The organism is Azospirillum sp. TSH64, from assembly GCF_003116035.1.
GTDB lineage: Bacteria > Pseudomonadota > Alphaproteobacteria > Azospirillales > Azospirillaceae > Azospirillum.
On the sequence record NZ_LGQW01000015.1, the window covers coordinates 4,966,238 to 4,988,147 of the forward strand.

The following is a 21,910-nucleotide window of genomic DNA, read 5'->3' on the forward strand; positions in this document are numbered from 1 at the left end:
TCGACGTAGGTCGCCGCCGGGCCGTCCGCCGCCGACAGCGCATCGGAATAGACCCGCCCGCCGATGCGCGCACCGGTCTCCCGCGTGATCTGCTCCAGCAGGCGCGGATCGGCGATGGTCTCGACGAAGACCGCCTTGATCTTCTCCGCCTTGATCTGGCGGATCAGCTTGGCGATGTCGCCGGCCGCCGCCTCGGATTCGGTCGACATGCCGACGGGGGCGAGGAAGGTGACGCCGTATGCCTTGCCGTAATAGCCGAAGGCGTCGTGCGAGGTGACGATCTTGCGGTCCTTGCGCGGGATCGGCTTCAGCGCGGCCTTGATCTCCGACTCCACCGCGTCGAGCTTCGCTTTGAACGCGGCGTGGTTGGCGCGCAGGGTGGCGGCCTTGTCGGGAGCGGCGGCGACAAGGCCCTTGAGGATGTTGTCGGCATAGATCCTGGCGTTGGCGACCGACTGCCAGGCGTGCGGGTCGTGGGCGCCGTGATCGTGGCCGTGATCGTGGCCGTGATCATGGGCCTGGCCCTCATGGCCGGCCTCGTCATGCTCCTCCTCGCCGGCGATGGGCTTGACGCCGGTGCTGGTGACGGTGACCGGACCCTTGTAGCCGGACGCCTTGACCAGCCTGTCGATCCAGCCCTCCATGCCCAGGCCGTTGACGACGACAAGCTTGGCGTTGCCAAGTGCACGCGCATCGGCGGGGGTCGGTTCATAGACATGGGCGTCGCCGTCGGGGCCGACCAGCGTCGTCACCGCGACCTCGTCGCCGCCGATCTGGCGGACCATGTCGCCGAGAATGGTGAAGGTGGCGACCACCTTCACCGGTTCGGCCAGAGCGGGAAGCGCGAAAAGCACCATCGCCATCGCCAGGGAAGCGGCGAATGAACGGTTCATCGGGAATACTCCTTGGAAGGAAGCACGGAAATCACGCCTCCAGATGCCGGCCGGGAAACCAGCGCGTCCGCAGGCTGCCGACCGGCCCCAGCGCCAGCGACAGCAGATAGCCCGCACCGGCGACCAGGACGATGGACGGCCCGGACGGCAGATTGAGGTGGAAGGACAGCAGAAGCCCGCCGATGCCGGACGCGAAGGCGAGCGCCATGGCGGTCAGCGCCAGCGTGGCGATGCCCTCGGCCCAGAAGCGCGCCGAGGCGGCCGGCAGCATCATCAGCCCCACCGCCATCAGCGTGCCCAGCGCCTGGAAGCCGCCAACGAGGTTGAGGACCACCAGCACCAGGAAGACGAGATGGCACAGCGCGCCCAGCCGCCCTCCCGTGCCGCCGACCGCGCGCAGGAATCCGGGATCGAAGCATTCCACGACGAGCGGGCGGTAGAGCAGGGCCAGCGTCAGCAGCGTGACGGTGGCGATGCCGGCGACCAGCAGCAGACCGGCATCGTCCACCGCCAGGATGGTGCCGAACAGCACATGCATCAGGTCGACGTTGCTGCCGCGCAGCGAGACGATCAGCACCCCGCCGGCCAGCGAGATCAGGTAGAAGGCGGCGAAGCTGGCATCCTCGCGCAAGGCTGTCACCCGCGACACCAACCCGGCGAGCAGCGCCACCGCCAGCCCGGCGAGAAAGCCGCCGATGCTCATCGTCCACAAGGACAGGCCGGCGGCGAGAAAGCCGATGGCGGCGCCGGGCAGCACGGCATGGGACATGGCGTCGCCCATCAGGCTCATCCGCCGCAGCACCAGCAGAACCCCCACCGGGCCGCATCCGAGCGACAGCGCCAGACAGGCGGCAAGCGCCCGCCGCATGAAGCCGAACTCCAGGAAGGGGGCGGCGGCGAAGTCATAGAGGGTCATGGCGCGGACCTCCGGCAAAGCGCGGCCTTGTCGTCCCAGCCTTCCGCCATCGCACGGGCGCGGAAGAGGTTGGCGGGAGCCAGTGCGTCGGCGGTTCGGCCCCAGGCGATCGGCTCGCGCGCCAGCAGAAGCGTGTCGGGGAAATGGCTGCGGACCTGCTCCAGGTCGTGCAGCACGGCGACCACGGTGCGCCGCTCGCCATGCCAGCGCCGCACGACCTCGAGCAGATCGGCGGTCGTCCTGGCGTCGATGGCGGTGAAGGGCTCGTCAAGCAGGATCAGGCGGGCGTCCTGCAGCAGCAGGCGGGCGAACAGCACGCGCTGGAACTGGCCGACCGACAGGGCGGCGATGGGGCGCCGCTCGAAGCCGGACAGGCCGACAGCGGCCAGCGCCTCCCCGGCCTGGCGCGTCAGGGCAGGCCCGATGGAGCGGAACAGACCGACCCGCCGCCAATGTCCGAGCAGGACGGTGTCGAGCACATCGATGGGAAAATCGCGTTCGATCTCGGCCTGCTGCGGCAGATAGGCGATGTCGGCGGCCGTCAGTCCGTGCAGCGTCACCCGGCCGTCGAGGGGGCGCAGCGCGCCGACGATCGCCTTGAGCAGGGTGCTCTTGCCGGCACCGTTCGGGCCGACCACGGCGGTGAGCGAACCCTCCCGGAAGCCGCCGGACAGGTGGTGGACCGCCGGATGCCGCCGGTATCCCAGAGTGAGGTCGGTCAGGCGGATGAGCGGATCTGCCAGTGCGTCAGCGAGGGTTGGTGCCATGTCAGATCATCCAATCCAATGGCCAATCCAGCGCCCAGGCGACCGTCAGCCACAGAAGGACGCACAGAAGAGCGGCTGCGGCGATCCGGCACGGCGCGGAGGCGGCCAACGGCGAGCGCGAGCGGTCAGTGATCATCATGGTCCAGGCAGAGCAGCAGACGGCGCGCACCGGACGGGTCGGCCGGCGGCGAGCGATGGACGAGGCCGCGCCCGCGGTTGCCGGGCCATGCCTCTCCCTTCAGCAGGGCGACATGGCCGGCACGGAGCATCCGGATGCGGCGCGGGTCGGCCAGCACGGCATCGTTGTCGCCACGGCCCAGCGCCGGGCGGGTGACCGCCCCATCGGGCAGCCACTGCGTGCCGGCACCCCGGTAGGTGCAGAGCAGGCGGAGGCCGACATGATCGACATGGAAAAACCGGCAGCCGTCACCGGACATGCTGTCCAGGCGAAGCCGGATCGCGTCGCATCCGAGGATGCCCGCATACACCGTCACCAGTTGGACGATGTCGTCGAACAGCGGCCCCGCATTCCAGCGTGACGGCAGGGCGGCGGCCAGATCGCCGGTCACCTCATCCGGTGTCGTCGCGAGTTGGAAGGACGGCCAGTCCCGTTCCGCGAGCTGGGCGCATTGTGCGGAGATCCCGGCCGGCAACCGGCGGCGCCAGACAGCGAGGTTCACGTCGGAGCGCCGGATGACCGATAAGGCATTGGCCGTACGGCACCGGGCGGGCTGGCCATGTCCCTTCCGACTGGCGGACGGCCGGGTGGCGATGGGGGCCAGGGAATTGGGAAGGCTTTGCATGCGGCCTCGGCGGAAAACGGCGACAGATCAGTAATGTTATATCATTACATATATTGCAAGCGCGCTCTTGCCCCGCTTGGCCCTTTAAAGCCTGACCGTGCGGAACGCCGGAGGTCGGAAGGCCATGCAGAAGACAGGTTCAGCCGGACCGGCGGACGGTCGGGCAGGGCACCGGGCGTCGCAGACGCCCAATCCAGGGCCGTCTCCCCCCTTCGGAAAGCCTGGGGTTTGAAAGTTATGATTTTGTAGAAAATATATATTTATTCCCAATGATCACTGGATTTTGTTTTGCAGCGGAGCGGTTGTGGCGACGGCTATCCAACTATCCAGCCGACTATGCAAAAGGCATCAATTGACAGCGATGTACTTTTTACCGGCTATATGAAAACCGTTGGCGCCAAGTAAAACACAACCGGCGCTAATAAGAACTGTTCTCAACGAAGCCTCTCCATGATCTTTGAAAGCGTCGAAAGTGCCCACAATTTTTGTAAGAGAACCCGCGTTTTGAACACCCTCCCATTGTCCGGACTCACCGTCCTCATCATTGAGGATGAGCCTTTGATTGCGCTGAGTCTGGAAGATGTCCTGACCGACAACGGTGCAGTCTGCGTTGGCCCCATCGGATCGATCGGCAGTGCGCTGAAAACGATTGCAACGCGGCGCGCCGACATCGCTCTGGTCGACATCAACCTGCGTGGCGAGCGGATCGATCCGGTGGCCGACCGCTTGTCTGCCATGGGGATCCCCTTCCTCTTCACCACCGGCTACGGCGAAGAAGCCCGTCCCAAGGCGCATCGTCATCGTCCGGTGATCGCCAAGCCCTACAGCGATGCCGAGGTCATCGACGCTCTGCTGCAACATCGTCCGCAGACGGGTGGGTGATCCTGATGAGCGCTATGCCCCATGTCCTGATCGCCGAGGACGAAAATCTGGTCGCCCTGGCCATGGCCTTCGTCCTGGAGTCCGAGGGATACCGGGTCACGGTCGCCTGCAACGGTGCGGAAGCGGTCGAGTCCGACGTCGACGATCCGGCCGACATCCTGATCACCGACATGCGCATGCCGGTGATGGATGGCGCGGCTCTGATCCGAGCCATCCGGGCGCGGCGTCCGGACCTGCCGATCATCGTGGTGAGTGGGTTCAGCGAGCATCTTCCACGGCCGGAACCGGGGCGGCTGGTGGTCATGCGCAAACCCTACGACGTGGCCACGATGGCGCCGACGATTGCCACGCTGTTATCCGGTGAAGCCGGATCCGCTGGCTGATGCCGGATCCGTGGCCGCACGCAGCGGACCGTCTGCCGCCGGCAGTTCACCCTTTCGGCGTAGGCATCGCATCCAACCGGCCGGTTTTCCGGATATTATGTATGCGTCAATTGACCGTTTTGGCCGCCGGGTCTGTTATGGGGGACCGGCGATACGCTGGGGAACCGGGCACAGAGCGGGCGATCCGAACCATGAGTCACACTTTATTTCGCTCGGCTCGCGGAAATATGGCAAGTCCAGCCGAAATGGCGGGACGGGAAGCGGCTCGGGCCGACCGGTCCTTTGCCGGCCTCACGGTCCTGATCGTCGAGGATGAGATCCTGATCGCGATGGACCTGGAGGACCTGCTCACCGACCATGGTGCGACCTGCCTCGATCCGGTCGGCTCAATCGGAAAGGCATTGACGACGATTGCGGGACACCATGTCGACATGGCGATTCTGGACGTCAACCTGCGCGGCGAGCTGATCGATCCGGTGGCGGACCGTCTGGCGGCGGCTGGCACGCCCTTCCTCTTCACCACCAGCTACGGTGTGGACGCGATTCCCCCGGCACACCGCCACCGTCCGATGATCGCCAAGCCCTATGGCGAGTCGGCGATCATTCGGGCCTTTGCCGAGCATTGCCCGACCTGACACGCCGCTTCGACGGTCATCGCCGACCGGACAGGTCTTCGTGCTTCATCCTAGAACCGGAAATCCAATGACGAACGGCACGCCTATCCTGCTGGTGGAGGGCGATCGCAGAGACCGCGACCTGTTTCTGGAGGCCTGCCGGGAGGCGGGGCTTGGCCAAGCCCCGGTGGTGGTCCGGGATGGGGAGGAAGCGCTCCGGCTGCTGTCTCCGCCGCTGGCGTCGGCCGCACCGCTGCATCCCGCCGTCGTCGTATTTGCCCTGCCGGCGTCTGGCGGGATAGAGGAACTGCACCGGTTCAAGGCGGCGGCCCCGGACACCCGGCCGATTCCGGTGGTGGTGTTCTCGGCTGCGCGGAACCGGGAGGATGTCGGTCCGTGCTACGCGGCCGGGGCCAATGCCTATGTCGCGAAGCCGGAGGCGTTTTCCGAACTGGTGCAAGCCGTGCGGGCGATCGACCGGTTCTGGTGCGAATTGAACCGGCTCCCGTCCCGTCAGAAGCTTGCCTCCGTCCCGGTGCGGCGCTCTGGCGTCAACGGAGCGGGCAACCGTCCGGCTGCCACCATGAGCGGTCCGTGACGGGATAGTGACGGGACCATGCCGGCGTGGTCGCCGGCCTCTGCACCCGGCGGGCTACCGTGCCGTCACGTCCTGCCGTGCGACGACGAAGGGTGACAGCATGTCGGCATTCAGATCGAAGCCGAAACCCGGCCCGTCCGGCACCGTGACGGTCCCGTCGTTGTTGACGGCGGGACGGCCGCAGAGATCCAGCAGGGGGTTGGGGCCGGCATCGAATTCGAGGAACGGATAGCCTCCGGCCGCGGCGCCGCTGCGCAGCGCGGGCAGGGTCGCGGTCAAATGCAGGGCCGCCTGGAAGTTGACGATGCCGCCCCAGACATGGGGAACGACCGGCCGGTCGTACAGCTCCGCCAAAGCCGCCACCCGTCCGACGCCGGTCAGCCCGCCGCAGACGGCGATGTCCGGTTGCAGCACATCCATGCAGCCGGCCTCCAGGAAGGGGCGGAAGGCACGGGCCTCAGTGAAGGTCTCCCCGCCGGCCAATGCTGGCGTCATCAGGCCGGACAGCATGCGGTATCCTTGCAGGTCGCCCGGAACCGTCGGCTCCTCCACCCAGAGCAGGCCGGCCTCCCGCATGTTCGATACGGCGGCCAAGGCCGCCCGCGGCGCGTAGGACTGGTTGAAATCCAGCATCAGCGTGCCGTCCGGCCCCATCATCTGCCGGACGGTATTGACGATGGCCGCATCGTCCGCCGGGGCGAAGCCGCTGCGCAGCTTGATCGCCTTGAAGCCCGCCCGGAGATAGCCCTCCACCTCGCGCTCGAACTCGCGGTAGGGATGGCCGCCGGGCTTGAAGAAGGGGCCGCTGGCATAGGCGGCGACCCGGTGGCGCAGGGCGCCGCCCAGCAGCGTGCTGACCGGAATGCCGCGCTGGCGCGCCGCAAGATCGTGCAGCGCCATGTCGATGGCGGCGACGGCCCCCATCGCCCCGCCGGCGGCCTCGCGCATCTCCTGCCAGAGCCGGCCGATCTGCTGGGGATCCTGCCCGAGCAGGCGGGGGGCAAGACGCGAGGCGATGGTGGTGCGGTCGGCGGCAGGGGTGTGCCAGGCCTCGCCCCAGCCGGATCGGCCGTCGCGGTCGACGATCTCGACGAACAGGGTCTCGCGTCGGTCGAAAGACACCAGCGCGTTGCCGATGACCTCGGGCAGCGGGGCGACCAGATGATGAAGGCGGACTGCGGCGATGCTCATGCCTTGCTTTCCTGTGCGTTGTCCTGGGCGGACCGCGATGCGGGCACGACGCCGCCGCGCATCAGGTCGCGCATCAGATGGCCGAGCAGCAGGATCGCGCAGGCCGTCAGCGCCATGGCGCCGGCGAGGACCAGCTGCGCACCGGCGAAGCCGCCGGTGGCGTCCCGCACCCAGCCGATGATGGTGGGGCCGAAGAAGCCGCCGGTGCTGCCGACCGAGTTGATCAGCGCGATGCCGGCCGCGGCGGCGGTGCCGGTCAGGAGGGTGGTCGGGAAGATCCAGATGTTGGGCGAAGCGCCGCCGATGCCGGCCGCCCCGATGGTCAACCCGGCCAGCCCGATCAGCGGATCGCTGCTGAGGGCTGCGAGGACGAAGCCGGCGGCGCTGACCAGGAACGGCCCGGCCGCATGCCAGACCCGCTCGCCGGTGCGGTCGGCATGGCGGCCGACCAGCAGCATGGCCAGCGCCATGAAGGCGGAGGGGATGGCGGCGACGAAGCCGGTCTGCACGGTGCTGAGGCCGAAGGCCTTGACGAACTGAGGCATCCAGATGGCGATGCCCGTGGTGCCCATGACGAGCCCGACCGCGATCAGGCACATCAGCAGGACGCGGGGATCGCGGACGGCGCGGCCGACGGTGAAGCGTTCCGTCCTCTCCTGGGCCGCGCGCTCGGCCTCCAGCCGGGCGGACAGCCAGCGGCGCTCGTCCTCGGCCAGGAAGCCGGCCTTCTCCGGCGAGGACGGCAGGAAGAGGGCGACGACCACACCCATGACCATGGCGGGCATGGCTTCCAGGATGAACATCCACTGCCAGCCGGCCAGACCGTTCCAGCCGTTCAGATGTTCGATGATCAGGCCGGAGACCGGTGCGCCGATGACCGACGACAGCGGCACGGCGATGTTGAAGGTTCCGAACATGCGGGCGCGGTATTCCCGCGGGAACCACAGGGTCATGTAGAAGATCATGCCCGGAAAGAAGCCGGCTTCGGCGGCGCCCAGCAGGATGCGCACCAGATAGAAGCTGCCGGGGCTCCAGACCAGCGCGGTCGCCGCCGAGAGCAGCCCCCAGGTGATCAGGATGCGGGCGATCCACAGCCGCGCGCCGTAGCGCACCAGCAGCAGGTTGCTGGGAACCTCGCACAGCACATAGCCGAGGAAGAAGATGCCGGCGCCGAAGCCGAAAGCGGACGCCGAGAAGCCCAGATCCTGGTTCATGGTCAACGCGGCGAAGCCGATGTTCACCCGGTCGAGAAAGGCCGCGAAATAGCAGACCATCAAAATCGGCAGGATTCGCCATCCCACCTTGGCGATGACGTCGGATCGCTCATTCATCCTGGTTTCCTCCGGATTGCGCGGACTTCGCCACGCTTTGCGCCACATTTTGCTTTGATGGCCAACAGTGTCCGTTCATTGACATTGATAATCAAATAGGATGTTCTTAACATCTGATATTGGGAAAACTGATATTAGAAACCGGCCATGCGGATCACCGTCGCACAGTTGGAGGCCTTTTTCTGGACAGCACAGTTGGGCTCTGCGCAGCGGGCGGCCGAGCACCTCAACCTCGCACAGCCCACCCTGTCGCTGCGCCTGAAGGATCTGCGGGATGCGCTCGGAAGCGACGTGTTTGAACGGACGGGCCGCGGCCTGCGGCTGACGCCGGAAGGGCGCCTGCTGCTGCCGCGGGTCTCCGCGATCATGACGGAGCTGCGGGCCATCGGCGGACAGGACGAATCCCGCACCGTCGCCGGCCGCGTCCGGGTTGGGCTGGCCGAGGGTTTCGCCGTCACCTGCCTCTCGCCGCTGCTGGCCGGGCTTCAGGAGGATCATCCGGCGCTGCAGCCGGACTGGGTGGTGTCCACCAGCACCACGCTGGAGAGCGCCCTGCTGCGCGATGCGCTGGACGTGGCGGTCCTGCTCAACCCGATCGGCGACGAGCAGCTCCACCTCCAGCCGCTCGGCGCCCAGCCGACGAGCTGGGTCGTTCCGAAATCCTGGGAGCAGGCCGGTCCGCTGACGCCGCGGGACCTGTGGGCGCAGCCTGTCTTCTCCAACCCTCCGCCGTCGGCCATGCACCGGCAGATCAGCGGCTGGTTCGCGACGGCGGGCCTTTTTCCCAGCCGTCTCAGCACCTGCACCAGCGTCGCGGTGATCGCCGAACTGGTGGCCGGCGGGGTCGGCGCCGGGCTGCTTCCCATCCCGATGGCGCAGCGGTTCCTGGCGCTGGGCCAAGTCGAGCTGGTGGCGTCCGATCCCCCGGTGGAGAACGGACGGCTTTTCATCTGCTATCGGACCGGCGTCAACGATCCCAAGGTGGCGGCGGTCGCGCGGTCCATCGCCCAGGTGATGCGGCGGATCGATTACGTCGACCTCTGACCGGCGACGGCTCCGCGCGACGATCTCGCCGCCAGACAAGCATGCCGTCCACCATCGACGCCCCGACCGCGGCGGCGGGCGCTGCTTGCGTGGCATTGGAAAGGCGTCCAACCGGCATGCACTGCCCTGAGTCCGTCGGGCTTATGCGACGCCGCATAACGCAAGAAGCCGATGCGCGTCGGCTGCCGACCGCGGGCTGACACTTCTATGCTGCGAGGGACTGACAGTTTCACATTGCGCTTACACGCGCGCGGAATCAAGATAAGGCACATAACCGTTATTATGGAAATTTAAATTGGCTTTATCTCAATGCGCATAACTCCCACGGAAGTCAACAAGCTCCGCCTGACCGCCGGCCGGCACGGCAAGCCAGCCCGATGAAAGGCCCGACTAACCGGCTTTACGAGTACGGCTCCGTGATCGCACCGCCGATCCGGCATTCGGGGAATGGCCGTCGGTCTTCGGCAACGCCAAGGAGCGCGGCATCTTCGGCCGCCAAACATCCGGGCAGCGCCAGAACATCCTTTCACGGACGTGTCCGCGGGGAGTCTTCGGAAGAACCCTTTGAGGGGCCCGCGCTAACCTCGGCCGGCACTCCTGCACGATCTGAAAGGATGCAAGATGCTGAGGATGGATCGTTTATCCACGACGCTGGTCCGGCTGACCATGGACAGGCCACCCGCCAACGCACTCTCCTTCGACCTGATCCAGGCGCTGGCGGACGATCTCGACCGCTTCGGGGCTGAGGCCGACGCACCGGCCGTGATCCTGACCGGGGCCGGCGAGCGCTTCTTCAGTGCCGGCGGCGACATTCGCGAAATCGTCGCCAGGGCGGACGCCGCAGTTCCAAGGATGCGTGCCTTCCACCGGCTGCTCGTCGCGCTCGAAGGCTACCGCTGTCCGCTGCTGTGCGCGGTCAACGGCTATGCGGTGGGCGGGGCGTTGGAGCTGGTTCTGTTCGCGGACCATGTCGTGGCGAGCGAGGGGGCCAAATTCGGCTTTCCCGAAATCAACCATGGGCTGCTTCCCGCCGCGAAGGGCATGCGGCAGGCGATGGACCGTCTCGGGCGCCGGACTGCCGAGCGTCTCCTCTATTCCGGGGATCTCGTTTCGGCGCAGGAGGCGAAGGCGATGGGCCTTGTCGATGAAATCGTCGGTTTCAGCGATTTGCAGGACCGGACCCGTGCCGTCGCCGAGACGCTTCGGCGCAAGGACATGCATCTGTTCTCGGCGATCAAACGGACCTTCGCCGATGCGCCGCGGATGACCGACGGGGAGCTGGAAGCGCGCACGCTCGGCGACATGCAGGATTACCTGAACCGCGGCGAGACGGCCGCGGCGCGTGACCGTTTCCTCCAGCGCAAAACGGGGCAGCAGCATGGCTGACGGCGATCATCTCCGGCTTGAGTTCATGACCTCGCCCGAGGTTGCTCTCGCCATTGCAGGCGGCACCCGGACCATCGTCATCCCCTGCGGGGCGGTGGAGCAGCATGGACCGCACCTGCCCCTCAGCGTCGATGCCGACCATGCGGAGCATCTCGGTATCCTGGTGGCGAAGGGCGTTGGGCGCGCACTGGTGGCGCCGACCATCAGGGTCGGCTGTTCGTCCCACCATCTGGCATTTCCCGGCACGATCTCGTTGCAGGACAGCACATTGGAAATGATCTGCCGGGATTACTGCACCAGCCTGGCGCGGCATGGGTTCGAGCGCATTCTCATCTTCTCCGCCCATGTCGGCAATTCCCCGCCCTTGGCCAGGATGCTGCCGCGCTTGCGGTCGGCCGTGCCCGCCTCCTGCCGCGTCTTTGCCTTCACCGATGCGAAGGCGTGGCTGGAGTGCTGGCGCGATGCGGTGAGCGAGGCGGGCGGCGAGCCGATCAGGGTCGGCGGCCATGCCGATATCGCCGAAACCTCGCTGATGCTCGACATCCACCCCGGACGGGTGCGCATGGAGCGCTATGAGGCCGGAAGGCTGGGGCTGCTTTCGCAAGGCGATCTGGAGCTGATGTGGCGCGACGGGCTTGCGGCCGTCAGCGCCAACGGCATTCTTGGCGACCCCTCCGGCTCCTCGACGGCCATCGGCAGCCATTGCATCGAGCGCATCGCCTCGCTTCTCGTCGATGCTTTTTCCCAGGACGATCCGGCCTGACGGCGCGCTACCCTGCGATCCGACCGATCATTCCTACACAAAATAATGTTCTGAGCGCGCAGTCAGTGCAACCGATCTTCGGCAGGTTCTGCCGCCGGCTTCATGACAAGCTTTCAATCACCGAAGAGGCATCACAAACAAACCCGAGAGGGCATCCAAATGGCAGTCAAGTTCGGCTTCTGGTCCGAGCAGGAAACTCTGGTCGGACAAAGCTATTCGCGCCGGCTTCATGAGCTTGTCGAAGAGGCGGTGTTTGCCGAAAAGATGGGTTTCGACATCGTCAGCCTGTCCGAACAGCATGTCGCCTTGGGCGGGATCTCCAGCTCGGCCCCCGAAGTCGTGTATGGCTACCTCGCGGCGGTCACGTCCCGCATCCGGTTGAGACCGGCGGTTTCGCTGATGCCCAAGAAGATCAACCATGCGCTGCGCACGGCGGAACGTGCCGCCGTCACCGACATCCTGTCCAACGGCCGCATGGAGCTGTATTGCGGCCGCGCCAACACCACCATCGCCATGCGCGCCTTCAATGTGGAGCCCGCGGAAACGCTCGAGCAGATGGAAGAAGGGATCGCGCTGATCCGGGAAGCCTTCAGCAAGGACATCTTCACCTTCGAGGGCAAGCATTACCAGGTTCCGCCGCGCATGCTGGTGCCGAAACCATTGCAGAAGCCCTACCCGCTCATGGGCATCGCGGCGACCAGCGAGCGCAGCCATGTCTGGGCGGCCCGCCAGGGGCTCGCCGTCCTCAGCCACACGCTCTACCAGGGCTGGGACGCCCAGGCGAAGATGGTCGAGGCCTACCGGTCGAACTGGCAGCGGGATCCGAACGGCCCGCTCGACCGTCCGCGTCTCGGCATGCCGGTGTTCCTCGGGATCGCCGAAACCGATCGGGCGGCGAAGGACATCTATGCCGAGCCGCTGATGCAGTACGCCCGCATCTCGACCGATGCCTATCCGCGGCTGGCGAAGATCGCCGACGACTACGCCTACATGGGGGAAGGGCTGGAGGCGCTCCAGCGCGCGGCCACCGACTGGGATTATCTCCTGAACGACTCCGCCAGCCTGGTCTGCGGCAGCCCGGATACGGTCATCCGCCAGTTGGAACGCTTCATCGAAACCGGGGCCGAGGAAATCCTGTTCCACATCGACTCTGTTTCGCACGCCGAGATCATGAAGGCCATCGAACTGGTCGGGCGCCACGTCATCCCGCATTTCAACGACCGCAACAATGTGGTGCGTCCGACCGACGAGATCCTCGACCAGATCCGCAGGATGCGGACGGTGAGCGCTTCGGCCTGATCCCCTCTCGACCGATCTGAAGAGAGCCTCCCATGACCGACAAGACCTATAGGGGCCTGCTCGTCGAGAAGCGCGCGAGCGGCGTGGCCATCGTCACCCTGAACCGGCCGGAAATCCTCAACGCCATCGACTGGCCGATGCATGCCGCGCTGGAAGAGCTGTTCGTGGACCTCGACAACGACCGGGCGGTCAAGGCTGTCGTCCTGACCGGTGCCGGCCGCGGTTTCTGCTCCGGCGGCGATCAGAATGCGCTCGACGACGATCTCGGGCCGATTTCGCCGACCCGTTCCGGGCGTCATCTCATCCGCAACATGCTCGAGCTGGAATGCCCGCTGATCGCCGCGGTCAACGGCGTCGCCGTCGGGCTGGGTGCCACGCTCGCCCTGTTCTGCGACGTCGTCTTCGCCGAGCCCGCGGCCCGCTTCGCCGACACCCATGTGACGGCCGGCGTCGTCGCCGGCGACGGCGGTGCTGTGATCTGGCCGCTGCTTCTGGGGCCGGTGCGGGCCAAGCATTACCTGATGACCGGGGACTTCATTTCGGCGGAGGAGGCGGCGGCGGCCGGCATGATCAACAGGGTCGTGCCGGAAGGAACCGTCGTCGAGCATGCGGTCCGCTACGCCGAGATGCTCGCATCCGGTCCCCGCGACGCCATCGTCTGGACCAAATACGCCGTCAACACGCTGATCAAGGAGCAGGTGCATTTGAATCTCGACACCGCCGGCGCGCTCGAGATGCTCACCTTCCACAGCCCGGAGCGCAAGGAGGCCGTCGCCGCCTTCCGCGAGAAGCGCAAGCGCTTTGCAGAAGGCGGCAATTGAGATGGGCGGGCCGCATTCCGTTTTCCCGCCCGTCCTGCCCTCAACCGCCTCATCCGCCATCGACCCTCCACCAACCGCGCATGAGGACGCGACGTTGCCGTCGCTGCTGCGCGACCGCCGGGACGGCAGGGGCGAGGCCGTGGCGTTCTTCCAGAAGCGTGCCGGCACATGGCACGCCACGACCTGGGGGGAGTTCGCCAGGGACGTTGCGGCACTTTCGCGTGCCCTCCTCGATCATGGTCTGGAGAAGGGGGACCATGTCGCCATCATGGGCGACATCTCGCAGGACTGGGTGGTCGCCTACATGGCGACGGTCTGCGCCGGCGGCGTGGCGGTCGGGATCTATTTCACCTCTTCGACCGAGGAGGTGGAATATTTCCTGGAGGATTCGGGAAGCAAATTCGCCTTCGTCGCCGGAGAGAAGGAACTCGCCGTCCTTCTCCGCAGCCGGCAGGCGGAGAGCTTGAAGAAGATCGTGGTCTTCGATCCGGCGGTTCAGTCGTCGAAAAACGTCGTCTCGCTGCCGCGCTTTTCCGCCTCATCGTCCTCCGATTGTGCGTCGCTGCTCGACGAGCAGGCCGGCAAGGCGCGGGCGGAAGACAATGCCAGCATCGTCTACACCTCCGGCACGACCGGCAATCCCAAGGGCGCGATCCTCACCCACCGGTCGCTGATCGAGGGGCTGATGACCACCCGAGGCTTTTGCCCGGCGCTTTTCCGCGAACCCCAGCGGGTGGTCGTCCATCTCCCCCTCTCCCATGTCGTCGGGCTCGGGCAGGGCATCGTTCTTCCTCTCATCAGCGAGGTCACGCCCTATTTCGGCGAGACCGGAGCGGATTTCGCGACGACGATCCGCGACGTGAGGCCGACCTATTGGATGGCGCCGCCGCGCTTCTATCAACGCTATGCCGCCGAACTGGTCAGCAGGATCAATGCGTCGGCCACGGTCGGCAGGAAATCCTATCGCTTCGCGATGTCCATCGCCCAGAAGGCGCTGGCGGACCGGCAGGCGGACGGCCCGGACGATCCGTTTCTCCAGGCGCTTTTCGCGACCTGCCGCGACCGGGTCTTCCTGCCGCTCCTGGCGGAGATCGGGCTCGATCAGCTGAGATACCCGTACACCGCCTCCGCGCCGATGCCGCCGGACGTCGTGAAGCTGTGGCAGACCTGGGGGTTGAACCTCAAGGAGGTCTATGGCCAGACCGAACTGGTCGGTGCGAACACCGGGCAGATGCGGGACTGGTCGAAGCCCGGCACCATCGGCGTTCCGATTGCCGATCCGCGCTGGAAGACCAGGATCGCCGGCGATGGCGAAATGCTGGTGACGGGGCCCGGCCTGTTCACGGGCTACCTGAACAAGCCCGACGACACGCTGGAGGCTCTGCGCGACGGATGGCTCCACACCGGCGATATCGTCGAGGTCCGGCCCGATGGCCAACTGGCGATCATCGACCGGAAAAAGGAGATCATCAACACCTCCGGCGGCAAGTCGATCAGTCCGGCACAGATCGAGAACGAGCTGCGGCGAAGCCCCTACATCTCGGAGGCCGCGGTCTGCGGCGACGGGCGGAAATACCTCGTGGCGCTGATCGAGGTCGACCGCATCGCGATGATGGACTGGGTGAAGGGGCGGAACGAAACGATCAATGATTACGCGGATTTCTGTTCGTCGGAAGCGGTGATCCACCTGATCGAGGGGGAGGTCGCCAGGGCGAACCAGAGGCTGGCGCCCGTCGAGCAGATAAAGTCGTTCCGCATCCTTCCCGAAGAGCTGTCGGCGGAAAACGGCGTCATGACGGCGACCCGGAAAAAGCGGCGCAAGGTGCTGAACGAGCGGTACGCGGCGCTGATCGATTCGCTCTACGACGACTCCGAGGATTCGCTGATCCGTCAGGCGCTGTCCAACCTGTGATGCGGTGATCGGAGGAAGATCATGACGATGCTGCCCTGCCCCCCACGCCATCCATTTCTGTCCTCGACGGCGGAGATCATCGAAGAGGCCCGCAACGGCCGACTGTTCATCCTCGTCGATGACGAGGATCGGGAGAACGAGGGCGATCTGGTGATCCCGGCGCAGATGGCGACGCCCGAGGCGATCAACTTCATGGCGTCGCATGGCAGGGGCCTGATCTGTCTGGCGCTCGGCAAGGAGCGGGTCGACCAGCTCGGCCTCAGATTGATGAGCGCGGAGAACGGCACCCGCCACCGGACGGCCTTCACCGTTTCCATCGAGGCGCGCGAGGGGGTGTCCACCGGCATCTCCGCGGCGGACCGCGCGCGGACGGTGGCGGTGGCCATCGACGCGGCCAGGGGGCCGGACCATATCGTCTCGCCGGGCCACATATTTCCCCTGGTTGCACGGCCCGGCGGCGTGCTGGTCCGTGCCGGACATACCGAGGCGGCGGTGGACGTGGCGCGCCTTGCCGGCCTCAACCCGTCGGGCGTGATCTGCGAGATCATGAAGGAAGACGGGACGATGGCCCGCCTCGACGATCTCGTTGCCTTCGCCCAGCGGCATGCGCTCAAGATCGGCACAATCCGCGACCTGATCGCCTTCCGCCGCCGCCACGATCATGAGGTCGAGCGTGTCGTCACGACGAAATTCGACAGCCGATGGGGCGGCGAGTGGAGCGCCATCACCTTCCGCATCAAGGCAATCGAGACGGAAGCGATTGCGCTGGTGAAGGGCGTGATCGACGACAGGCCGACCCTGGTGCGTATGCACGCGCTGGACATCCTGTCGGACGTGCTCGGCCAGACCGGCGACCGTGGCGACATCGTCGCCCGCTCCATGCAGGAGGTCGCCGCCGAAGGCAGGGGCGTGATCGTGCTGTTCAACCGCGATGTGCCGCTGTCGCAGCTTCTGCGGGTGAAGGCGGGGGAGCCCTTCGTCGACAAGGCGGAACTGCGCAACTATGGCGTCGGCGCCCAGGTCCTTGCGGATCTCGGCATTCACGACATGATCCTGCTGTCCAACTCGCAGCATGTCCCGGTGGCGCTCCGGGGTTATGGGCTGAACATCGTGGAGCACCGGATGCTGCCGACGCCCCCTGCCCCGTAGCGCAGCGTCCACACAATTGCCGGACGGCCGATCCCGCTGTACCGGCGGCATGTCCTTCAACTGCCTTGCGTGAGGTTCGCCATGTCAGGACAAGATTTTTCCGTTGCGGACTATGTGGAGACGGCAGTTTTCAAAAATGCATTGCGGGCCATTGTGGGATCGGTGTCGATCGTGGCGTCGGGCCGGGGTGCCGACAGACGCGGCCTGACCGTCACCGCCGCGGTTTCCCTGTGCATCGATCCGCCGATGGTTCTCGCCTGCATCAACCGCAGTGCCGAGGCCCACGACGTCATTCTCCGGACCGGCGCCTTTTCCTGGAATGTCCTGTCCGCCGATCAGATCCAGTTGGCGGAACGCTTCGCAGCGATGGACGGCAGCAAGGGCGCCTCCCGCTTCTCCCCCGCCGACTGGGGCGAGAGGGTTACCGGGGTTCCGGTCCTTCTGCAATCCGTTTGCAGCTTCGATTGCAGACTGAAGGACAGCGTGGAAATCGCCACCCATACCATCATGATCGGTGCTGTTGTCGGCCAGACCCACAATCAGAACAAGGCTCCGCTGATTTACTCTTCGGGCAGGTTCGGCCGAATCGAACATTTTGAATCCAGCAAATAGGACGGATTTTCGGCGTTTCCAACATCACATTCTTTATTTTGTCCGGTGACGAATCCTGTCTCCCGCAAGGGGAGAGGGATATTCGAAGGAGAGCCTTGCCGCTCCACCCTCGGATGCGATTGCCCTGCATCAGGGGCAATGCCGAGTTCTTTCAAGGAAAAATGGAAGACCGAACCCTGGCCCGTCCGAAGAGATCGGGGACGGACTTCCTTGTCTCAACTCCAATAAATCTTCGCAGGGAGCAAAGATGGGGGACATAACTCTGCCGGCACCCCGTGCCGCGTGGTGGATAAGCCTCGGCATCAGCCGGAACGCGGCGATCCTCGCCGCCTTGTCGATCTCCTGGCCGGCCCATGCCTGGGAATTCAAGGAAGGAGACTGGTCGGGGGGCATCCGGGCTGTGGTCACCGTTGGAACGGCCATCCGCGCCAGTCCCATCGACCCGTCGCTGGTTCCCGCCGGTGACGGCGCACGGCTCCGGCTTGACCATGCGGCGCCGGGCGGCGTCAATTCCGACGACGGGAACCTGAACTATCGCAGGGGAGACCCGGTTTCCACCGTCGCCAAGGGGCTGGTCGAGTTCGAGGCCAACAACGCCGACGGCTGGGGCGTCTTCACCCGCGTGAAGGGCTGGTACGACCACACGCTTGCCGAGGGGCATGTATCGCTGGGCAACCTGCCGAACGATTATGCCGGCGGTCCCTTGTCCGACCGCGGCTTTTCGCAGGGCGCCAAGTTCCGCGGCATCTCGCTTGCCGATGCCTACGTCAAGGGGCAGTTCTCCGCCGTCGGGCTCCCGGTCTCCGTCAAGGCGGGCCAGCAGACCGTCGACTGGGGACCGGCCTTCACAATTCCCGGCGGCCTCCGCGACATCAACCCGCGCGACTTCGCGGCCTTGTCCCGGCCGGGCTTGCAGCCGCAGGAAGGAGCGAAGCCGTTCCTGGCGCTGTCGGGCAAAATCGACCTCTCGTCAGCCGCAAGCCTCGAAATCTTCTATCAGCTGCTGTCGGCGACATCGACGCAGCCCGGTTGCGGAACATTCGCCGCCACCGCCGATTACGCCTCGCCGGGGTGCGACAGGGTCATGGTGTCCAATGCCCTGTCTTCCGCCGACGGGCTGGCGACCGGGCGGTTCCTGAAGCGTGGCAGCGACGGGACGGCGGGCGATGCCGGCCAGTTCGGTATCGGCGGCTCCTATCTGGTGCCGGACATCGGCACCAGGTTTTCGCTCCACTTCACCAACATCCACGCGCGGACCGGCTATGTCGAGGCCGACCGGACCGGCCGGAACGGCGCCATCTTCCTGCCGGGAGATCCGGACGGTTTGAATCCGGCCTATCGCTTCCAGTACCCCAAGAACATCCGAATGCTGTCCGGCAGCTTCGCCACCAGCGTTCCGTCGATGAAACTGCGGGTCGCGGGCGAACTCGACCATAAATTCAATCAGCCGCTCGCCTTCAACGCCCCCGATCTTTTGCAGGCGGCCGTGAGCGAAACCGGGGTGCTGGCGCGGGATTTCGCCCTGGTGCCCCTGGGCGGGCCGTTCGCCGGTTACGAGCGCTTTCACGTCACCCAGGGGCAGCTCGCCGCATCTGGCGACATCGGCAGCGTGATTGGCGGCACCCTGACCCTCGGCGGCGAGGTCGGCGCCAAATATGTCCACGATCTGCCGGACCCCAATTTCCGCCGCTATGGCCGCTCCGACATTTTCGGAACCGGCCCCAACAACGGCGTCTGCGCGGCCGGCGCCGATCCCAAGGCCTGCACCACCAAGGGCTTCGTGACGCCATTCTCGTGGGGCTATCGCCTTCAGGCGAGCCTGAGCTATCGGGACATTCTGCCGGGGGTGACCCTCAAGCCGTCCGTCGCCTTCGCCCACGATGTCAACGGGATGTCCTATGACGGCGCGTTCAATCAAGGGCGCCAGATCCTCCGGCTCGCCCTCGATGGCACGGTCAAGGACAGCTATCTCTTCAACCTGACCTACCAGACGACCCTCGCCGGCCCCTACGACCCGCGCGCCGACCGCGACGTGTTCCTCGTCAGCACGGGCGTCAAACTCTGATCGCATGCCGGCCGCATCATTTCCCCCATGCCTCCCGACACCGCGTTCCGACCGAAACCGACCCGGCCCCCCTGTGCCCGGTCTTGTTGGAGACTGCCGTATGACCGACGACGCAACGACCACGGTGTCGGTGCCGCAGCCGAAACCGCAGCCGATGGGCATGTCGATCCACTATCGGCGCTATGCCCTGACCATGCTGTTCCTCGTCTACATGCTGAACTTCGTCGACCGTCAGATCGTCAACATCCTGGCGGAACCGATAAAGCGCGAACTCGGTCTCATGGACTGGCAGCTGGGATCCCTGACCGGACTGTCCTTCGCCATCTTCTACGCGACGCTGGCGCTTCCGATCGCGCGCTGGGCGGAGCGTGCGAACCGGGTCAGGATCGTCGCGCTGTCGGCGATCACCTGGAGCCTGTTCACGGCGGTCTGCGGCGTGGCCCAGAATTTCACCCAGCTGTTCCTCGCCAGGGTCGGCGTCGGTGTCGGAGAGGCGGGCTGCACGCCGGCATCCCAGTCGCTGATCAGCGATTACACGACACGGGAGAAGCGGGCCTCGGCGCTGGCCTTCTTTTCCATGGGCATTCCGGCCGGTTCGCTGGTCGGCATGGTGGTCGGCGGCCTGATCGCGGACAGCCTCGGCTGGCGCGCCTCCTTCGCGCTGGTCGGGGTGCCCGGCATCGCCCTCGGGCTGCTGGCCTATTTCACGCTGCCCGAGCCGCGGACATCCTCCGTTGCGGCCAGCGGGGCGCAAAGCACGCCCACACTGAGGGAGGCGCTGACCGAACTCGGCGGGAAGCGGACCTATATCTGGCTCACGGTCGCGATGGTGGCCATGAGCTTCGGGATTTACAGCAATCTTGCCTTTCAAAGCTCCCACTTCCTGCGCAATCACGCCGAAGGATTGGGCATCCTGGCGGCAAGGCTGCACGATCTCACCGGGATTCAATTGGGCCCAACCGGCTTTCTCGGTACGGTGCTGGGGCTGATCGTCGGCATCTGCGGAGCCGCCGGCACCTGGCTGGGCGGCCGGGCGACGGATCGCGCGGTGGCGCGCGGCAGCCTGAACGCCTATGCGACCATTCCGGCCGCCGCGGCCCTGTGCCTGCCCTTCTCGCTTTTCGCGGCTTATCTCACCTCGAACACCGCGGCGGCACTTTGCCTGATGGGTTTGCCGATGCTGCTGCAATCCGTTTATTACGGCCCCATCTTCGCGGCGGTGCAGAGCCTGGTGCGTCCGCGCACCCGGGCGACGGCCACCGCCATCTTCCTGTTCTTCGCCAATCTGATCGGGCTTGGCCTTGGACCGCTGTCGGTCGGCCTGATCAGCGATTTTCTCGCGCGGTCGATGGGGTCCGGCGACGGCATCCGCTGGGCGCTGATCAGCACGTCGCTCGTCTATGTGCTGGCGGCGATGGCCTTCATGGCGGCGCGGAAGAGCATCAGGCAGGACATCGTCAGCTGACAGGGTAGGCAACGGTAGCCACCCGGGGGGCCGCGATGCCGGTCCCCGAACATGCCGACGGCCCTCGATCCTGCTTGCCGGGATCGAGGGCCGTCGGCATGAGAGCCGGCATGGGAAGGGCGACGCGGCGTCAGTTCGTCGTGCCTTCGGCCCGATCCTGCAAATACCGGCGCGGAGGTTGCCCCATGTGTTTCCTGAACATGGCGGTGAACGCGCTCGGGGAATCGTATCCCAGCTCCTGGGAGATCGCCTGCACGGTGGCGCCCATCGACATCCGTTGGACGGCGATCACGATGTGGAGTTGCTGTCGCCAGCGGCCGAACGACATTCCCGTCTGTTTCTGGATGAGCCGGGCCAGCGTGCGCTCGCTCATGGCGACTGTTGCCGCCCAGTCCCGGATGGTCCTGCGGTCGTCCGGCGCCTCCAGCAATTGGGCGGCGATGCGCTGGATCCTGGGATGGTTGGAAACCGGGAAGTGGAGCGGCTCCGCCTTCATCTGTGCAAGCTCGTCCAGGATGACCTGGACCAGACGGCTCGTCGGACCCTCCAAGGGATAGAGCGGCGGCAGATTGGCCAGGTGAAAGATCATCTCGCGCAGCATCGGGCTGATCGAAAATGTCGCGCAGGACTCCGGCAGGGGTGAAATCCCCGGATTGATGAAGACGCAGTATGACCGGCCCTTGTCCGACATGGAAATGCTGTGGGGAATCTCTCCCGGAATCCAGACCGCACCGTTGGATGGGACGATCCGAAGCCCGTCGAGCGTCCGGCACATGACCGAGCCTTCCGCCGCCACCACCAGTTGGCCTTTCCGGTGCCGGTGGATCGGCAGCTCGTCGTCATCCACATTGCGCCGGACAAGGAAGGAGACCAGCGGCCGGGCAAACTCGTCGGGATCCTCAGCGGTGAAGCTGATGCGCAGGCCGGTGGGATCCCACGCCATCGGGAGAGCATCGCCGGCCACCGGGGCTTCCGGCCACTTCGCATCAATCCGCGCACTCTTCGGCAATGTTGCG

Annotated in this window: 21 protein-coding genes; 14 read left to right on the forward strand and 7 right to left on the reverse strand. The window is 66.0% G+C overall.

From position 1 onward, the window contains the following. The 4 genes from TSH64_RS23835 to TSH64_RS23850 form a co-directional block, all read right to left on the reverse strand. The coding region (locus TSH64_RS23835) for a zinc ABC transporter substrate-binding protein (protein WP_109452980.1) at positions 1–893 on the reverse strand (893 nt) is incomplete at its 3' end. A 31-nt stretch (positions 894–924) separates the two neighbouring features. Continuing rightward, entirely contained in the window at positions 925–1,809 is an 885-nt protein-coding gene (locus TSH64_RS23840) for a metal ABC transporter permease (RefSeq protein ID WP_109452982.1), read from the reverse strand. Beyond that, entirely contained in the window at positions 1,806–2,576 is a 771-nt protein-coding gene (locus tag TSH64_RS23845) for an ABC transporter ATP-binding protein (RefSeq protein WP_109448801.1), read from the reverse strand. The genes TSH64_RS23840 and TSH64_RS23845 overlap by 4 nt, the downstream gene beginning before the upstream one ends. A gap of 125 nt (positions 2,577–2,701) precedes the next feature. Next, complete coding sequence (locus TSH64_RS23850; protein WP_109448803.1) at positions 2,702–3,379, reverse strand: DUF1826 domain-containing protein; 678 nt, start codon at positions 3,377–3,379, stop codon at positions 2,702–2,704. A gap of 450 nt (positions 3,380–3,829) precedes the next feature. Here TSH64_RS23850 and TSH64_RS23855 point away from each other — a divergent pair, with 450 nt between their 5' ends. The 4 genes from TSH64_RS23855 to TSH64_RS23870 all read left to right on the forward strand — a co-directional run bounded on the left by TSH64_RS23855 (position 3,830) and on the right by TSH64_RS23870 (position 5,856). Then, complete coding sequence (locus tag TSH64_RS23855) at positions 3,830–4,261, forward strand: response regulator (protein WP_109448805.1); 432 nt, start codon at positions 3,830–3,832, stop codon at positions 4,259–4,261. Positions 4,262–4,266: 5 nt separating this feature from the next. Continuing rightward, positions 4,267–4,644, forward strand: coding sequence for a response regulator (locus TSH64_RS23860; RefSeq protein ID WP_109452984.1), 378 nt, complete (start codon positions 4,267–4,269; stop codon positions 4,642–4,644). Between the two features lie 227 nt (positions 4,645–4,871). Then, positions 4,872–5,279 carry a response regulator gene (locus tag TSH64_RS23865; RefSeq protein ID WP_247873111.1) on the forward strand — a complete coding sequence of 136 codons (408 nt, stop codon included), beginning with the start codon at positions 4,872–4,874 and terminating at the stop codon, positions 5,277–5,279. 67 nt (positions 5,280–5,346) lie between these two features. Next, positions 5,347–5,856: a response regulator gene (locus TSH64_RS23870; protein ID WP_158285409.1), complete on the forward strand. Its 510-nt coding sequence runs from the start codon at positions 5,347–5,349 to the stop codon at positions 5,854–5,856. A 54-nt stretch (positions 5,857–5,910) separates the two neighbouring features. On the opposite strand, the gene TSH64_RS23875 is transcribed toward TSH64_RS23870, so the two are convergent. After that, entirely contained in the window at positions 5,911–7,047 is a 1,137-nt protein-coding gene (locus TSH64_RS23875; protein ID WP_109448811.1) for a mandelate racemase/muconate lactonizing enzyme family protein, read from the reverse strand. Then, the gene (locus tag TSH64_RS23880) at positions 7,044–8,378 is read right to left on the reverse strand and encodes an MFS transporter (protein WP_109448813.1); all 1,335 of its coding nucleotides are present in this window, start codon (positions 8,376–8,378) and stop codon (positions 7,044–7,046) included. Before TSH64_RS23880 ends, TSH64_RS23875 begins: the two co-directional genes overlap by 4 nt. Positions 8,379–8,525: 147 nt before the next feature. On the opposite strand from TSH64_RS23880, the gene TSH64_RS23885 reads away from it, so the two are divergent. The 10 genes from TSH64_RS23885 (at position 8,526) to TSH64_RS23930 (ending at position 20,894) form a co-directional block, all read left to right on the forward strand. Next, the gene (locus TSH64_RS23885) at positions 8,526–9,422 is read left to right on the forward strand and encodes a LysR family transcriptional regulator (protein WP_109448815.1); all 897 of its coding nucleotides are present in this window, start codon (positions 8,526–8,528) and stop codon (positions 9,420–9,422) included. Between the two features lie 621 nt (positions 9,423–10,043). After that, positions 10,044–10,808 (forward strand): enoyl-CoA hydratase/isomerase family protein, encoded by a 765-nt coding sequence (locus tag TSH64_RS23890; RefSeq protein WP_109448817.1) that lies wholly within the window; start codon positions 10,044–10,046, stop codon positions 10,806–10,808. After that, positions 10,801–11,571, forward strand: coding sequence for a creatininase family protein (locus TSH64_RS23895; RefSeq protein WP_109448819.1), 771 nt, complete (start codon positions 10,801–10,803; stop codon positions 11,569–11,571). The genes TSH64_RS23890 and TSH64_RS23895 overlap by 8 nt, the downstream gene beginning before the upstream one ends. Before the next feature lie 159 nt (positions 11,572–11,730). Beyond that, entirely contained in the window at positions 11,731–12,870 is a 1,140-nt protein-coding gene (locus tag TSH64_RS23900; protein ID WP_109448821.1) for an LLM class flavin-dependent oxidoreductase, read from the forward strand. A gap of 32 nt (positions 12,871–12,902) precedes the next feature. Then, on the forward strand, positions 12,903–13,691 hold the full coding sequence (locus TSH64_RS23905; RefSeq protein ID WP_109448823.1) for an enoyl-CoA hydratase-related protein: 789 nt from the start codon (positions 12,903–12,905) through the stop codon (positions 13,689–13,691). A 94-nt stretch (positions 13,692–13,785) separates the two neighbouring features. Beyond that, positions 13,786–15,603, forward strand: coding sequence for an AMP-binding protein (locus TSH64_RS23910; RefSeq protein WP_247873112.1), 1,818 nt, complete (start codon positions 13,786–13,788; stop codon positions 15,601–15,603). 21 nt (positions 15,604–15,624) lie between these two features. Further along, positions 15,625–16,752, forward strand: a complete 1,128-nt coding sequence (ribB, locus tag TSH64_RS23915; protein ID WP_109448827.1) for a 3,4-dihydroxy-2-butanone-4-phosphate synthase — start codon at positions 15,625–15,627, stop codon at positions 16,750–16,752. 81 nt (positions 16,753–16,833) lie between these two features. Next, positions 16,834–17,364, forward strand: a complete 531-nt coding sequence (locus tag TSH64_RS23920; protein WP_109448829.1) for a flavin reductase family protein — start codon at positions 16,834–16,836, stop codon at positions 17,362–17,364. A gap of 247 nt (positions 17,365–17,611) precedes the next feature. Next, on the forward strand, positions 17,612–19,429 hold the full coding sequence (locus TSH64_RS23925; protein ID WP_109448831.1) for a DUF1302 family protein: 1,818 nt from the start codon (positions 17,612–17,614) through the stop codon (positions 19,427–19,429). Between the two features lie 100 nt (positions 19,430–19,529). Then, positions 19,530–20,894, forward strand: a complete 1,365-nt coding sequence (locus tag TSH64_RS23930; protein ID WP_109448833.1) for an MFS transporter — start codon at positions 19,530–19,532, stop codon at positions 20,892–20,894. 130 nt (positions 20,895–21,024) lie between these two features. Here the strand turns inward: TSH64_RS23930 and TSH64_RS23935 are convergent, their stop codons facing one another. Then, entirely contained in the window at positions 21,025–21,903 is an 879-nt protein-coding gene (locus tag TSH64_RS23935; protein WP_247873113.1) for a helix-turn-helix transcriptional regulator, read from the reverse strand. Positions 21,904–21,910: the final 7 nt, after the last annotated feature.